Annotated in this window: 6 protein-coding genes and 1 pseudogene; all 7 read left to right on the top strand. The window is 44.8% G+C overall.

Going from position 1 to position 17086, the window contains the following annotated elements; genetic code table 11:
* Positions 1-164: pseudogene (locus GK047_RS29505) on the top strand (SDR family NAD(P)-dependent oxidoreductase); the annotation flags it as partial.
* Positions 165-424: 260 nt separating this feature from the next.
* Positions 425-934, top strand: coding sequence for a hypothetical protein (locus tag GK047_RS07245; protein WP_205516336.1), 510 nt, complete (start codon positions 425-427; stop codon positions 932-934).
* Positions 931-1797, top strand: coding sequence for an SDR family oxidoreductase (locus GK047_RS07250; RefSeq protein ID WP_163943172.1), 867 nt, complete (start codon positions 931-933; stop codon positions 1795-1797). The genes GK047_RS07245 and GK047_RS07250 overlap by 4 nt, the downstream gene beginning before the upstream one ends.
* A gap of 327 nt (positions 1798-2124) precedes the next feature.
* Complete coding sequence (locus tag GK047_RS07255; protein ID WP_163943174.1) at positions 2125-6261, top strand: non-ribosomal peptide synthetase; 4137 nt, start codon at positions 2125-2127, stop codon at positions 6259-6261.
* Positions 6262-6270: 9 nt separating this feature from the next.
* Complete coding sequence (locus tag GK047_RS07260; protein WP_240343782.1) at positions 6271-14874, top strand: non-ribosomal peptide synthetase; 8604 nt, start codon at positions 6271-6273, stop codon at positions 14872-14874.
* Positions 14871-15776, top strand: a complete 906-nt coding sequence (locus GK047_RS07265) for a glycosyltransferase family 17 protein (protein ID WP_163943178.1) — start codon at positions 14871-14873, stop codon at positions 15774-15776. The genes GK047_RS07260 and GK047_RS07265 overlap by 4 nt, the downstream gene beginning before the upstream one ends.
* A 279-nt stretch (positions 15777-16055) precedes the next feature.
* Positions 16056-16661, top strand: coding sequence for a molybdenum cofactor guanylyltransferase (gene mobA, locus GK047_RS07270; RefSeq protein WP_163943181.1), 606 nt, complete (start codon positions 16056-16058; stop codon positions 16659-16661).
* Positions 16662-17086: the final 425 nt, after the last annotated feature.

Raw genomic sequence — 17086 nt, forward strand, 5'->3', positions numbered from 1 at the left:
AATACGGGCACATGCCTCCTTGGCTCGCGAACCATGTTGTGGAAATTCAAACGATGTCTACGATAATACCAGAAAAGCCTACGGACACTGTCAAGCGACTGCTTGGTAGAGAGCCCCGCACGCTAGATGTTTTTCTGAATGAGAATGCCGAAAATTTCCGGTAGAAGCGGATTCCACCTTTTTATAAATATGTATTGTTAGACAGCAGTGTAAATGGGGAGTATTACCTTGTAAATTTCTTGGAACGCATTGAGTTAACGTAGAAGCAAGGAATCTCAGCACTTACGGACGAACTTGGCTAATCCATGAAAACATCAGTAAGGAGTAAAACGGGGCTAGTGATGCTAGCCCACTTTCACTCTCATATAGTTAGGTAGCTAATTATATTCGCTGAAATATTAAAAAAGAAGAAAGGAGTAACTAAATGAACAAGATGAATTACCCGAATCAGACAGACGGTACTTACGGGATCAAGTCTGCTGTTTCCAAGGCAAATGAATTTGCATTGTGGCGTGTAGTTGTAATGGCCTATGCAGCCCCTGCGATTATGGCAGGTATCGGGGGATTGGTCACTGCCGACAAAGGCCTTCAATTAGGTGCATTGACCACAATTGGTGGAACATCGGGCTTGATAGCTTTGATGCTTGGCCATTGGTTGCAAAGCCGAGAAGGCCGTAATCGGTGGCTCATCGACACACCTCACTTAGTTGTGGTAGCAATGTTCGCATTGGCAGGGGCTTTGTTCGGCCTATTCGCCGCATGGGTGACATCTGATTTACTCGGAGATATGATTCCGGTTAATTATTTGGACTTGGTCGGTGGTGTCTGGATCGATTTCCCGTTATCTGGATTTATAGCAAGCACGATAGTGACATGGCGGTGGCGACTTGCCGTTACAACAAAGTTTCCATTCAAAGGAGACGGTAAAAGATGATAGTTATTATTGGAGCAACAGGTACAATCGGTAGTGCGCTTTTGAAACGTTTGGTGGATCTTGGAGTCCCAGCCCGGGCACTGAGCAGAGAGCCTGAGAAGTTGCGTAATCAGATTGGGGATAAAGGTCGGTCTACGATTGAGGTCGCATCGGCTGATGCTTCCGATCCTGAATCGCTGCGTCGTGCATTTGCAGGAGCTAGCCAACTTTTCCTTGCAATGTCCAACAGCCCAAGACAAATCGAGTTGGAAACTTCAATCATTCACATTGCCATCGAAGCTGGCATCAAGCACATTGTAAAAATATCCAGTCCTGCCTTTGAGAAGATTGCTCCCGTCGCAGTGGCAGGCTGGCATCACGAAATTGAGAAAACCTTAAGCGAGTCTGGAATCACACACACTGTTCTGCGTCCTTATGCGTTTATGCAAAACTTACTGCGTCTTGCACCAACGGTCACTACACAAGATGTTTTCTTCGGCTCCATGGGCGATTCACCATGTAACTTCATTGATTGTCGCGATATCGCGGATGTTGCCGCAGAAGTTCTGACTAACCGAGAGGCATCAGGCCACATCTATACGCTTACCGGTTCGGAGATTTTCAGCTATCCTCAAATTGCGAGTAAACTATCCAGTCTACTTGCTCGGCCGATACGCTACATCAACATGGAGCCCCAAGTACTGTTACATAATCTAATCGAATACGGGCACATGCCTCCTTGGCTCGCGAACCATGTTGTGGAAATTCAAACGATGTCTACGATAATACCAGAAAAGCCTACGGACACTGTCAAGCGACTGCTTGGTAGAGAGCCCCGCACGCTAGACGTTTTTCTGAATGAGAATGCCGAAAATTTCCGATAGAAGCAAATTCCACCTATTTAGAAATTGTGTGTATCTAACAGAATAGTATGTCACCAAAAAAGAAAAACGCTTGATCCTTATATACTCAGGGATTAAGCGTTTTTTATTGGAATTTAGATGAATATCCACTAAAGCAGTTTATGAGGCTGCATGTATCAGCTCTTTGTTGCTACGCTAACGAGAATTAAATATAAAAACGTTTATATAATATTAACCTAATTAAGAGCTATTTAAGGTATAATTAACCATATATAACAATTAGATATGCATATGCATTTACCAATGACTCTTACACTTGGCGAACAGGTAGAATGGAGGAAGATAGGGATGGCATTTGAGAAGGAGTCCATGTTTTGGAACGAAAAATTTGATGGTGAAGAAACACTTACGATACTTCCATATAGCAAAGCTCTAAATCATGTTGAGGTTAGGGTTAAAGCTATTTCCAGTGAGTTAACTCCCGATGTGTCTGAGAGAATTCTTCAGATGTCTGGAAGATCTCACCTCGCTGCATACATGATTTTATTAGCAGGTGTACAATGCTTACTTTATAAATACACGGGTGAAGAGAACATCTTGGTTGGGATGCCAGCTGTCAAAAATCCAGATCATTGTTGGCTGCCTATCGATGATGTTATTGTTCTTAAAGAGCAGATCAGTAAGGAGAGTACCTTTAAATCTTTACTGAACGTATTGAAGGGTTCACTCCTTGAAGTGCTGAATCATCAAAGCATACCATTTCGCAGAATGATAGAACATTTGCAACTACAGGATATTCAAGGTATTCCGGTTGTGCATACACTTGTTTCTTTGAAAGAGCTGCATATCATTGATACGAGCCAAAGTGTTGTTTACGATGTGTTTTTTCAATTTGAAATCAATAATAATCGGATCCATTTAAATATGTTATACAATGAGCATTTGTACAGTCCAGCATTTATTACGCAGGTAGCAGATCACTTAAATCAATTGTTTACTATTGTGCTGTTTCAGTTGGAGCTTAGGATAGAAGACGCGGTGTTTTTAACGGAAGACGAGCAGTATCAACTGCTGCACACGTTTAATGATACGGCAGCAGCGTATCCGCGTGAGCAGACGATTCATCATCAATTTGAGAGGCAAGCGGAGCGAAACCCGGATGCGGTGGCGGTAGTGTTTGGCGACAATCGGTTAACGTATGCGGAATTGAATGTTGCAGCGGGTAAGGTCGCTTGCCGTTTGGAGGATCTAGGTGTAAGTGCAGGTACGGTCGTCGGTTTATTTGTAGAAAGGTCCTTGGAGATGATGATCGGACTCTTAGGAATACTTAAAGCTGGAGGCGTTTATGTTCCTATTGATCCGTCCTATCCACAGGTGCGGATAACAGCGATGCTCGAAGATACGGGGATCCAGGTCGTATTAACCCAAGCCCATCTTCAGGGAAGCTTGCCTGATAAGCTTGAATCTGTCGTGTTAGATACGGTGGCAGCGTGGCCGGAGGTCCATGCAAGCAGGCTGATTTCGTCTAATCAGGCTGCAGCGGACGATTTGGCATATATCATCTATACTTCTGGCTCAACCGGAATTCCGAAAGGGGTATGTGTGACGCATCGCGGGGTAGTGCGACTTGTCTCCTCCGCGAACTATGTAAACATTAGGCAGAGCGATGTATTTTTACAGGGCTCGACGGTGTCCTTCGATGCAGCTACGTTTGAAATTTGGGGAAGCTTGCTGAATGGGGCTACGCTCGTTATTTTGCCACCTGGCAATCTATCGCTTACGGATTGGGCACAAGCCATTGAGCAGCATCAGGTGACGATTTTGTGGTTAACGGCGGGACTGTTTCATGTGATGGTGGAGAACCAGCTCCAAGCGCTGCAAGGCGTCCAGCAATTGTTGGTCGGTGGAGATGTTGTGTCCAAGTCCCACGCGAAAAAAGTGCTGGAGCAGTATCGTGAACTGCGGCTGATTAACGGTTACGGTCCGACGGAAAATACAACGTTCACTTGCTGCCGCGAGATCCAATTAGCAGATGTAGAACGTACGTCGATTCCAATTGGCCGTCCGATTAGCAACACGCGTGTGTATGTGCTAGATAAATCTAGGAAGATTTTGCCGATCGGTGTGGTTGGGGAGCTGTTCACAGGAGGAGACGGGCTGGCACGCGGCTATTTCAACCGCCCAGAGCTAACGGCTGAAAAGTTCGTGGACAATCCGTTTGTTCCGGGGGAACAGCTGTACCGGACAGGGGACTTAGCAAGATGGCTGCCGGATGGAGCCATAGAGTATATAGGTCGTAATGATGAGCAGGTCAAGATTCGCGGATTTCGAATCGAGTTGGGTGAAGTCGAAGCGCAGTTGTTGAAAGTGACATCGCTCAGGGAAGCAACCGTCATCGCTAGAGAAGACGGAAGCGGTCAAAAGATAATGTGTGCGTATTTTGTAGCCGAAAAAGAACTTGTTGGGAGCGAATTAAGGAGCGTATTGTCACAAGATTTGCCAGCATTTATGATGCCATCGTATTTTGTGCAGTTGGATCGCTTACCACTGACGCCGAATGGGAAGATTGATCGTAATGCGCTGCCAGCGCCGGAAGGTGAACTGCAAACTGGGGTAGCGTATGTGGCGCCTCGTACACGGCAGGAAGAGCAGCTTGCGCAAATTTGGCAAGAGGTGCTGGGGCTTGAGAAGATTGGCATCAAAGACAGCTTCTTTGACCTTGGCGGTCACTCGCTAAAAGCGCTGCTCTTAATGTCGAGCATGGGAAAAGCGGGGTTTCATGTGACATTGACGGATATCTACCACTATAAGTCTATTCATGCGATTGCAGATTATCTTCAAGCTGCTGGTGAGAAACCGGATCTTATTACAATGAAGGATGAAATGATTTCAAATTTGCATCGTGAAACGGGAGCTGTATACGACTGGGCTTCGTATCGAGTCAAGAGCTTCGAGCAAAAAATGGTGTATATCCATGTGCTGTACACCGATAAGATTGATCAGCATCATATTGAGAAAATCGTGCAGGTTTTACGCGGTAAAGTTGCCAAGAGCCTTGCTCCTCATTATATCGTACCTTTACATCAAAAAATCGAGATTGATTGTCACAAGGAAATGGATGAAGAGGAGTTTCGCAGATGCTTAGGATTAGAAAAAATGGAAGCAGCTGAGGTTGCCATCGTTCGCGAGCGAATCCAGAGCGACTACGAGAAAAGAGATCATTGGGTTCAAATGGGGCAGCTGACGCTAGAGTATCCGTTAGGACCGATACAGCAAATGCAAATTTCATTTCAGACACCGTCCACCATGTATGTTATCAGGTTGGACGAATATGTGGACTACACACATATGGATCAGGCATATATCCAACTCGTGAAAGATCAAGGCTTGCTGAGAAGTGTTCCTATTAATAAGGAAGGATCAACTTTCTGGAAAGAGCATGCCTTTCATTTGGTTCAACCACCCTCACTGCTTGTAGTTGACGTGTCGAATAGCAATCCGTCAGGCGCTTTTATGGAAATGGTAGAAATGTTTATCACAAACACGATATTCAGCGGAGAACATATTTTGTATCAAATGATCCTTGTCAAATGGAACCTGCGAGAGCACTACGTCCTCACACTATTCAACCATACGATATGTGACCGGGTTACAATGGAAACGTTTGAGAGACAGCTGATGACACACTATAGAAGCTTATGCGATGGCAAAACGTCACCATCCAGCGAAGTTAAGCCTTATGCTGCGTATGTAAGGCAAATACAAAACGGTTTGCAAGGAATCACTGAGTGTGAATTGATCTCAGCGTTTGAACTCGAAGTTTTTCATCAAGGCAAGAAGGACATTTTGCAGAGGCTAGACGATAGAAAGAGTAAAGAATCGTATTTGTTTCACATCTATGTACCGACGAAGGATCATTCGTTGGAGTCGGCTCTTTCTTTATATACCAAGGGATTACAAAAATATTTGGGGCTGGACAAGCTGCCGATCCTATTCGTTTATGAGGGAAGAACGTATGAATCCATAACTTACTACGACACTATTGGGGAGTTTATTGATATGGTGCCGCTTGTCATTGACGCAGCTTTGCAGCCTGAAGAAATGCTGCGATCGGTAAAAGCGAGACTGGATATCCTTAGGCAGCGAAACGTTAATTTTATGCATTTGCTTCATGATCCATCCACGGATAACCCCAAGTTCAAGATAAGGGAGCACATGTATGGTGGAGATCAGTACGAATATCTCGATATGTTCATGTTCAATTATTTGGGCAACAGCAGTGAGGGGAGGTTGGCGAAGGACGATTATGACGTCTCTTTCATTAAGCAACCCAACCTACTACCGATTTATTCGCTTTTCAATTGTATTGCTAAATCGTATGCGGATGGACTTATCTTTACGATGCGCTGCAGTTATCGAATCGATGTTCACGAAGTTAGAGATGCTTTTGCAGAGGCTGCATTCGCGGTAAGTACAGGGAGGTAAATGAAGGCTATGGATACGTTAACCTATCATGTCTATGACAATTTGAAAGTAAGCAGACATTATCTGCCGTTGCCTTCTCTTAAAGAGAGTAGGAGTAGCAAAGAGATGAACAGCGCTTTTGTGCAAGTTTCTTTTGAGCCCAGCCATTACAGGTCAATGCTTGATTTTACAGATCAAGTATGTATACCTTCTTTGCTCACAGTTGCATGGTCGGTATTGCTATCCCACTACGCCAACCAGTACAAAGTGCCTGTCTTGTATACCGTGCTGCCTCCAATCAAGCAACAGGATCTACCCATTACGCGCTTCCCACTCGAAATGGATATTCACTCTGAAGACGATCTTATCACTGTTACTAATAAGATCAAGATACTTTTGGATGAAGGTAAACAGGACGGCGACAACAGGGATAACGTATGGTCAAGTCGTGACCAAGGTTACAGGCTAGAGATAGAGATAGAGAAAGAGAAAGCTGATTTCTTCAATATTGGCGTTTTTGAAGCGCATGACAAGGAATGGCTGCTGACTGTGGATGCTTCGTGCGAGTACGTGAACAGCACAGATTTCTATCAGCCAGATATCGCATTCTGGTTTCATTACGACGTGAATACGTTGGAAGGCATTGTACAATATGACAGCAATCACTTCGAGGAATCATGGATTAACCAACTCGTGGGGCATTTCCGTGTCGTATTGGCTAACGTTCTGAAGTATCCGCAAAAACCTGTGCTGATGCATCCACTTGTTACCGAAGCGGAATTGGAGCCAACCACGATGAGATGGCAGGATACCGAAGAACCATACTCAGCGATTAAACCCTTCTATCAAATGGTAGAAGAACAGGCAGAGCGAACGCCGGCTGCGATTGCTTTGGAGTTTCAGCAGCAAAAGATAACTTATTGTGAATTAAACCATCGAGCGAACCTCGTAGGTCGTAACGTTCTTGAGACTTATCGGTCAACCGAGGATGTTGATGTAAAACCGAACACAATCATTGCGATTGTTATGGAAAGAAGCGCTGATGTATTGCCGTCCATATTAGGGGTTATGAAAGCAGGAGCGGCCTACCTCCCGGTTGATCCCCGTTATCCAGATGAACGAATCCGGTTTATTCTGGAAGATGCGCAAGCTGGACTTATTATTACACAAAGTAAACTACTCGAGAAATTGTATCGTATTGCTCCTCACATTCCTAGACAGTCAATCCTTTGTGTCGATGACATGTTTGCACAACCAAGTGGTATGATTGAGAATTTGGGTATTTACGCAAAACCAAACGATTTGGCTTATGTGATCTATACATCAGGCTCTACGGGGAAACCGAAGGGAGTCCTCATTGAACATGTCGGAGTTACAGCTTTGATTCCTTATTTGGTCAAGAAATTCAGGATTACTGCGGAATCAAGGGTCATGCAGTTTGCTTCAATCAGTTTCGATGCTTCCGTTTTAGAATGGATTGCTACCTTGGCGGTGGGTGGTATTGTCGTCGTACTTTCAGATGAGGAACATCCCCCTCATATGGATGTTTCGGATGTGATTTTGGAGAAAAATATTCATATTGCTGTACTGCTCCCGTCGATTCTTCGGACAATGAATAAACAAAAGCTTCCTAGTTTGCAAACGATTATTTGCTGCGGGGAGGCTTGCACCTCGGATATTGTCAGTCGTTGGGGAGCGGATTATCGTTTGCTGAACGCATATGGTCCGACTGAAGTGACAATCATTTGTTCTGTGGGTCACTGCCAACCTGGAAAGAGGGTTACAATCGGAAGTCCTGTCGATTATAAACAGTTATTTGTATTAAATCCATTTGGCAATCCCGCTCCTATTGGTGTTCCGGGCGAATTGTGGGTGGGAGGTATAGGCCTTGCCAGAGGATATCTGAATCGTGGGGAGCTGACGAAGGAACGATTCGTGGATCGTGACATCGTCATGAAAGAAGGCCATCCACCACAGACGATCCGGCTTTATAGGACGGGGGATATAGTGAAGTGGACGCCGAGTAAGGAATTAGCGTTTATTGGCCGAAACGACGATCAGATCAAGATCAGGGGCTTCCGCATCGAATATGGTGAAATCGAACACTGTCTCCATCAATATCCGGGTATTGTACAGTGCATGGTGAGGGCATGGCAGGATGGAGCCTTTCAGAAATTGGTCGCTTATTATACCGCCAGAGAGGAATTGGCATCTGCCAATCTAGCGCATCACTTGTCGTCCGTTCTGCCTGATTATATGATTCCGTCCTTCTATATCCAGATGGATATTCTTCCTTTAAATACAAACGGCAAAGTGGATCGGCACGCCCTACCGCTGCCCAATCAAATAGGCTCTGACAAAATCACCTTCGTGAGCAAGCGCGAGCAAGGTGAGGGTACAGAGGAACATGATGCTGAAAGTAAGCTGCTTCGTATTTGGCGCGATATGTTAAAGCAGGAGCATATAGGGGTCAACGACCACTTCTTTGCAGCTGGAGGCGATTCGATCCTCGCTATTCAGATGGTATCTTTGGCTCGGGAGCAGGGACTGGCTGTGACACCAAGATTGGTTGCGGAATACCCAACTGTAAAAAAACTATCCGCAGTGGTCATTTGGGAAGAACGGAAAGATAAGCATGAGGAAGCCATCGACATGGTGGGCGAGTTCGGACTAACGCCGATTCAGCACTGGTTTTTTGAACAGCGTTTCCAAGCATCAAACTATTTTAACCAATCTCAATTGATCTCGCTTCACCCTTGTGATATCGACAGACTGGAGGTTGCTTTTGAGCGGTTGCTACAGCTCCATCCTGAACTGACCATGGAAGTGATACCGCGCGATATGTCCTATGTCCAAAGGTATCGTATGAATGTTGTGGAAGCCCGTATTGCAACTTACACGCTCCATGGGGTGGAGGAACCCGAACAGGAGATACGTAAGATATGTGGAAAGTGGCATAGCGCGTTAAACTATGAAGCCGGGGAAATGCTATATGCGGGTGTAATCAAAGGACATCCCGACGGCAAAGACCGTCTGTTTGTCGCCATTCACCATTTGGTCATAGACGGGGTCTCATGGCGAATTTTACTTAAAGATTTATATCAGTTGTATTGCGGAGTTGAACCTCCCCCTGTATCAAGTTCCTACAAGAAGTGGCAAGCCGCTCTGATGATCTATGCACAGCAGGAGAGAGCATTAGAACATAGGGACTACTGGATCGAAAAGCAAACTAAATCCACCTCATTCGTTCTGCCAGTAGATGCTTACTTGAACAAGCTTAGCGACAATGCCTATGAACAGCATGTCGCTAAGCTTTCCCGGAACGACACACAACGGCTCTTAAAGCAGTGTGCCCGCGCTTATCATACACAAATTAACGACCTGCTTCTTACGGCATGGTCGCTGGCTTTATCCAAGTGGTCCGGACAAAGCACGGTCGCTTTCCGGCTGGAGGGACATGGACGTGAACACGTTGTGGCCGATATGGATCTGACGAGAACAGTGGGCTGGTTCACGTCTATGTATCCCGTATGTATAGAGATTGCTGAGCAAGGCACGTTGGGAGAGACGATCCAATCTGTCAAAGAGCAGCTGCGCGCCATTCCGGATCGCGGCATATCTTATGGCGCACTTCGGTATTGCCATCCCGATGAAGCGATCCGAAGTACATTGACCGGATCTTATCCTCAGGCCGTTTTCAACTATTTGGGCCAATTTGAGAATCAGGAAGAAGCGAGTGAACGGGACAGCTGGACTAGCTTTACTCGTGAGACTGCGCAGGATGATATTTCACCTCTGAATCATGCAACGAGCCTTTTGGAACTCAACAGCTCCGTCGTTCATGAAGAGCTTCATTTATTCATGAAATACAGCAGCCAGCATTATGAAGAATCGACAATTGCTCATTTTATGGGTCTATTCTTTTCACATCTTCAACAGATCATTGATCATTGTAGCCAGAAAGTAGATGAAACATTTACGCCGAGTGATTTCCCAATGGCTTCACTTGTACAAAAACAGTTAGATCGAATCCTACCTATGTATCACACTCGGTATGGTTTGGAAAGCATCCTTCCGCTAAGCCCGCTGCAAAGAGGACTACTATTTCATCATCTCGACAATCCGTCATCCGATCAATATTTCGTGCAAGTAAGCTGGACATATCGCAGTTATTCCGGTTTGGATCTGAAGCGTTATCGGGAAGCATGGGGCAAGCTCATTCAAGAAAATGACTGTTTGCGGACTTGCTATGTTTGGGAAAATGCTGAAGCACCCATACAGTTTGTTGTCCAAAGGACGGAGCTGGATTGGACGGAGCTGGATTGGTCTGCATTATCCAAGGATCAGCAGAAGGACCGGATCAACCAGTGGTTCATCCAGGATCGTGCCCGCTGCTTTGATCTTGCTAAGCCGAATCCTTACAGGCTGGCTTTTATTCGGATTAGCTCGGAAGCATGGAGGGTGGTGTGGAGCTACCATCATATCCTATTGGATGGCTGGAGCATGCCTCTGCTGCTTAATCGACTTCATGACATCTACTGTGGCTCTCGAGGATATACGCCTCCTTACCATCAGCTGCAGTCCTTCCAGACCTATATCCAGTGGCTACAGCTTAAAGATCGGACAGACGCGGAGTCATTTTGGAAGTCGTATCTGGCTGATGTGACAGAGCCAACCCCAGTGCCAATGGAGATCATCGCGGCAAACCCTGAAGCGCATAAAGCGATCGTAAGTCAGCAATCAGAAACCCTTTTCATCGAGCAAAGCACGGCGCGGATCATGAAAGCATGGGTGAAACGAAAGGGAATTACCCTTAACACGTTAGTACAGTTTGCTTGGGGAAAGCTTTTACAAACGTATCAGGATACCGATATAACCGTATTCGGTATGGTTGTTTCCGGGAGAGGGACTGATCTATTGCAGGCAGACCGCATCACAGGATTGCTGATTAATACGCTTCCTTTGGTTATGCGCTGGGACTCGGAGAGAACCATCGTCGAATATCTGGAGGAACTGCATGTTACTATTCATCAGCTGAATGATTATTGTCATGTGGGTTTGAGCGAGCTTCGCAATTGGAGTTCGGTGCAAGGAAATACCTTATTTCATAGTATCGTTGCGTTTGAAAATTATTTGAGCGATTATCGCCAGCCTTCGGGCGAACTTGAATTTATCGATGTAGAGGAGTACGAGAAAACAAATTATCCGGTAACGATCACTATTTCTGATGAAGAGGATGGAATAACGATTAAGTTTATCTACGATGCCGATCGATTGGAGCCAGACACGATTGGTCGGTTAGCGCAGCAGTTGCAGAATGTTATGCATTTTGCGATGGAGAACCCGGAACGTTCGATTCGAGACGTTGTGGTACTGCATGGAGACGAAAGCGATAAGCTTGTCTATGATTGGAACCGCACGTTCACAAGCTATCCGAGGAACAGCTCCATTCCGGATTTGTTTGAGGAACAAGTCAATCTTCAGCCTGATCGTACTGCGTTAGTTGGATATGACCGGACGTTATCTTATAGCGAGCTGGATCAAATTTCTCAGCATATTGCCCATCTGCTGGTGGAGCTAGGGGTGTTCCGGGAGAAGCTGATCGGCGTATATTTGCCGAGGTCGCTGGAATTTATTACTGCTATTTTAGGCGTTGTAAAAGCGGGATGCGCTTATGTACCGATAGACCCTGATTATCCAATGGAAAGAGTCGCTGAAATCTTACGGGATGCCGCTCTAGACACGGTCATCACCTCGCGCTTGTGTGCAGATGATAACATAAAAGCGTTGGATGGGATGAATCTGATTGTTGTGGAAGACGACAATGTGCGGGAGATGAGAAAAGGAGCAGCGGGCAACTTTTTACCTCCAGTCTGCGATCAATTGGCCTATGTTATGTATACATCGGGTTCGACCGGTAAACCGAAAGGCGTCATGGTTGAACATCGCAATGTCGTTCGTTTGGTCAAGAACACCAATTACTTCCCATTTAATCCGAAAATCAGGATGTTATATACGGGTTCTCCAGTTTTTGACGCTTCCACGTTTGAAATTTGGGGGACTTTGTTAAACGGAGGCAGCTTATATATCGTTCCAAAAGATGAGCTTCTCACTGTTAATTTGTTAGCGCAGCGAATGAACAAGTGGGAGATTAATTCATTATGGCTCAGTTCTTCCTTATGCAATCAGTGGATTGAAGCAAGTGAGAGTCTATTTGCCAAACTCCATTGGCTGTTGGTTGGCGGGGATGTGTTATCGACAAAGCATATAAACCGCATAAAGCAAGTTAACCCTTGCTTGTCCATAGTGAACGGATACGGACCTACCGAAAACACAACATTTTCGACAAGCTATCAGGTTGAAGATACTTTACAGAATGCCATTCCCATTGGCAAACCGATTAGCAATTCGACTTGTTACATTTTGGACAAGTGGGGGCGTGTCCAGCCTATAGGAGCAGTAGGGGAGTTGTATGTAGGCGGTGATGGCGTCGCACGGGGCTATTGGTTGCAAGACGACATGACACGGGAAAAATTTATTCAGAATGTATATGCTTCCGACGAAGATCGTGAAAAAGGTAGAAATCAGGTTTTGTATCGCACTGGGGACCGAGCGAAGTGGCTTCAAGATGGAAACATCGCATTCATCGGACGAGTCGACGATCAGTTGAAAATTCGCGGTTACCGGATCGAGCCTCGAGAAATTGAGCTTCATCTTAAGGCCTACCTCACGATTAAGGAATGCCTGGTTCTTGTGCGGAACCTTCATGATGACAAGCAGTTAGTTGCTTATTATACGTCCGACCAGATTGAGTCGGAAGAGCAACTTCGCGCTCATATGACTAGCAGCGTTCCTGCTTATATGGTCCCTTCCCGTTTTGTAAGACTGGCGTCGTTTCCGTTAACGATTAACGGGAAAATTGACCGTAAGAGATTGCCGCTTCCGCTCCAAAGGCAGCGGGAAAGGGATTCAGATTCAAGAACGAAAACCGTATTGGAACAAACAATTGAGACTTTATGGTGTGATGTGTTGAAGATTCCGCACATCCGAATGGATGAGGGTTTTTATACATTAGGAGGGAACTCTCTTCATGCCCTTCGGATTGCAAGCCTTCTCCACAAGAGCGGTTATCCTGTAACTGTGAACCAAATTTTCCGAGAACAAACAATTGAGAATTTAGCGCGCGCAATAAGTGGAAATGCTTATCCTTCTCTCACTACAGTTCAGCCAGAAGCTTGCAGCGAGGCGCTGCTTCCAACTTATCCATATGATGGATTTCCGCTGTCAGCCGTGCAAAAACGATTTTTCAAAAGGGATTTACTTAACCGAAATAGGTTTAATGTCCCTTACATCGGACTTTTGAAGGCGTTTATTACGCAGCGTGCAATGAAGCAAGGATTGACGGCCCTGATCAACAAACATGCAGCGCTACGGTTAACGTTTGCTGAGCTCAAGAACAGCGAGTGGTATCAATATGAGCAAGAAGTTGATTTGGAGCGAGTTTTTGCCTACATCCATCTGGAGGAAGTCAAGGAGCAGCATGACACATTTATTTCTAATTACTGCGCGGAGCTGCAAGATGAATTTGACATTCGTAAAGGCCCTTTATGGAAAGCTGTGCTGATAGACGGCTATCTTGGCAGGAGGCAGCAAGTACTCCTGGTCTTGTTCCATCATTTGATCTTTGATGGCATCTCCATGAACATCTTTTTGGATGATTTAAAAAAGCTTCTCCTGCAGAGAAATGAAACAGATTTGGCGTTGGATGGCGGAAAAGAAAGCAGCTATAGAGACTGGTGCCAAGCTTTAACCCAATACGCAATGAAGGGAGTTACGGCAAAGTCATCAGACTACTGGCGAGAGGTTGTAGAAGAAGACAGGTCGTTACAGGTAGATATGATGTCAGATATTCGACCTACCCACCGACACATGGTAACTTCGTCAGGTGATCTCCTTGAAGGAGAGGCCAGCATGAGTTTTCTACATACCTATGCCGCTGAGCAGCATACGACACCGCTTGCTTTATTGCTCGTTGCGCTGTCCATGACGTGCTATGATTTGAAAAATCAAACGGGTCTGTTGATGCACTTGATGTCTCATCAACGTGAATCTTTTTTACCGAATATCTCGATTGATCGGACGATCGGTTTTTTCGCCGGGGCATATCCGGTGCGAATTTATGCTGGGGAACAAGATTTTATAAACAGGCATTACGGTAGCCTACTGGAAAATGTCAAACAGACTCTGCAACACATTCCGATGGAAGGGATGGATTATTTCGTATTACAGCACATGCTTCCGGAGTTCCATGACGGCAGTGAATCGCTCGAAGATGCCAGTCATATGCTGTTTCACTATATGTCCCAAGAAACAAATAGACTAAGCGACCCTTTCTACCAGCCTCTGTCTGTCCACTATGGAGACACCAATTCGCCAGACAACCCGTCCGCTTATTGGTTAAACATGACGGTAACTTTGAACCCCGACCGATTGCAATTGACCTGCTACTTCAGCTCATTGCATTATGAAGTGGATACGATCGCCAAGCTGATGCGATTGTTTTCCCAGCATTTGCACCGTCTCATCCGTTTTCATGAATGTACTTTTGCAACCGAAGGGAGCTTACAGGTATGAAAATATACGAATTTTGTCCTTTTTTTAATGAAAATCGGGTAGCAGATATTAAAGTGCGGGAAAATGCTTCGTGGATAGATGAACTCCATGTCGTTGAAGCGAATAAAACGTTTAGTTATGCGGATAAACCCTACAACTTTAACCAGGCGCATGTCGGACCGAAGGTCATTTATCATCCTATCCAAGCAGATCATTTATTTCATAAACCGAATAAGCACCAATTATACTTTAATCCTCTAACGTGCAAGGAAGTAAATTTCGAACGTTGGTATTGGCGATTACTTAGTTACAATAGTGCGTTTCATAACGAGGCGTATCAACGAAATATGTGCACATTGCTTTTGCGTGAACGGGTAGCGGATAACGACGTGATTATTTTGGCGGATTTTGATGAGATCATTGACAGCCGATGGGTAGATCGTATTGTTACAGAGGTAAAGAGACGCCAGATTATTACGGTAAAGATGCACTATTCGGCGTTTTTCTTGAATCTGTTTTGCAGTTCCAATCATGGTGCCCCTCATTGGAGCTATAGGGTTTTCGCCATGACTGGCCGCTATTTCAAAAGCATGCCTTTCTCATCGGATTATTTAAGGAAGAAAGGGATTGCAGAAGCGCTGCGTCATGAGATTTATTGTTTGGATGAACCGGCCGGTTTCCATCACTCATGGCTTGACTATCAAAAAAATGCGTTGCCCAAGCTACAAGCTTTTGCAGCTAATGTGAAAGACAAGAGCATGGTTCATGCCGATTATATTCAGCAATGCTTAAATGATAAAAAACTATACTATTTGGATAGCGAATTATATGTGGATGATCAGAAACCGTTCCTGAATGCTCTGCAGCATGTGCAAGTTGAAGACCTATGGTACAAAATCGATACCATAGTCAAAGCTACATAGATTCAGCGTTTTCTTCTTCCAGTTTCCGAAGCTATTTGGAATAGCATTTTTTGCGAACGTTAGCTGCGTATTTAAATAATCGTTTTTTACCAAGCGAGTTTTTAATTATTTGTAAGGATTGGCGAATAGGGTCCACTCGCCAATCCTATGCCTTTTCAGATAAATATGTAGGTATGTCGCAACAGTACTTGCGGGGAGTGTGACATTATTCACTTACAGACCAAGTTATTTTGTCTAAAGTGGAACTATACATAAATTTGAAAAGGAGAAGTGATCGTCATGCTTTCAGGAGTTATTTTGGCAGGAGGAGAAAATCGTCGAATGAAGGGAGAACTGAAGGCATTACTTCCATTTGGCGGAAAGCCTTTAATTGCTCGGCAAATTGATCGTATGAAAGAATTATGCGATGAGTTGATTGTTGTCACTAATGATCCTAAACCCTATTTAAATATAGTCGATCGTTCAGTTCGCATAATAAGTGATTTTTTTGAGGATCATGGCCCACTTGGAGGGATGCATGCAGCATTGTCTCTGGCGAAGCATACATCCGTATGGGTAGTCGGATGCGATATGCCTTTTATATCCAGTACAGCCGCTAGGTTATTGCTGAACAGAAAGTTGGATGGCTTTGAAGCGGTTGTACCTTTGGTGGCTGGCGAGATTCATCCATTACACGGCATCTATGATCGAGCATGCGCGTCACACATCGTACCACTTTTAAAACAAGGGGAGACTCACGTTTCGGCTTTGCTTAAGGTTGCCTTCTGGAGTGAACTTGGTGATCAATTCTTATCTGACAACGGTGTGGATTTGAGTTTTGTTTCCAGTATCAAGTCGTTGGAGGATTATGAGGCTATGCTTCTTAGAGAAGATTTGCCAAAATAACGTATGTAAAGAGAGTGGGGGTAAAAGCCACCTAGCGAACACTATCACCTAATTGGTGACAATGGCTGAAGCCAAACCAACATACTTGGATCGTTGGCGTATGTGGTTTGGCCTGTCGGTGCTACTCAAGTTTTTCGCTTATACGATCCCCTTGATGGATAGGATTACGAGTCCAGCCTGGGTACGAAAGGGTTCATTGCTTGGTAGTTTGCTTGTTAGAGAAATAAAATGGTGGCAGGTTGTATGAACTTAAAACTGCCACCTAAATTACAAGATAATATGTGAATTAATTCACAAACTGTTCAAGTTACAAATTTCCTATTGTGATTTACATCATAGTTAAGGGTTCTAATTAAGCCTAATCTTAAAGTAGAACAAACGACACAAACGGTTGGAAATTACTAGAGATAAAAGGAGTGGATGGA

This window comes from Paenibacillus sp. SYP-B3998, assembly GCF_010820665.1.
GTDB lineage: Bacteria > Bacillota > Bacilli > Paenibacillales > NBRC-103111 > Paenibacillus_E.

What these genes read in the sequence shown, in the direction of transcription:
- GK047_RS07245 (WP_205516336.1), top strand. Translation starts at nt 425, where the DNA reads ATGAACAAGATGAATTACCCGAATCAGACAGACGGTACTTACGGGATC.
- GK047_RS07250 (WP_163943172.1), top strand. Translation starts at nt 931, where the DNA reads ATGATAGTTATTATTGGAGCAACAGGTACAATCGGTAGTGCGCTTTTG.
- GK047_RS07255 (WP_163943174.1), top strand. Translation starts at nt 2,125, where the DNA reads ATGGCATTTGAGAAGGAGTCCATGTTTTGGAACGAAAAATTTGATGGT.
- GK047_RS07260 (WP_240343782.1), top strand. Translation starts at nt 6,271, where the DNA reads ATGGATACGTTAACCTATCATGTCTATGACAATTTGAAAGTAAGCAGA.
- GK047_RS07265 (WP_163943178.1), top strand. Translation starts at nt 14,871, where the DNA reads ATGAAAATATACGAATTTTGTCCTTTTTTTAATGAAAATCGGGTAGCA.
- mobA (WP_163943181.1), top strand. Translation starts at nt 16,056, where the DNA reads ATGCTTTCAGGAGTTATTTTGGCAGGAGGAGAAAATCGTCGAATGAAG.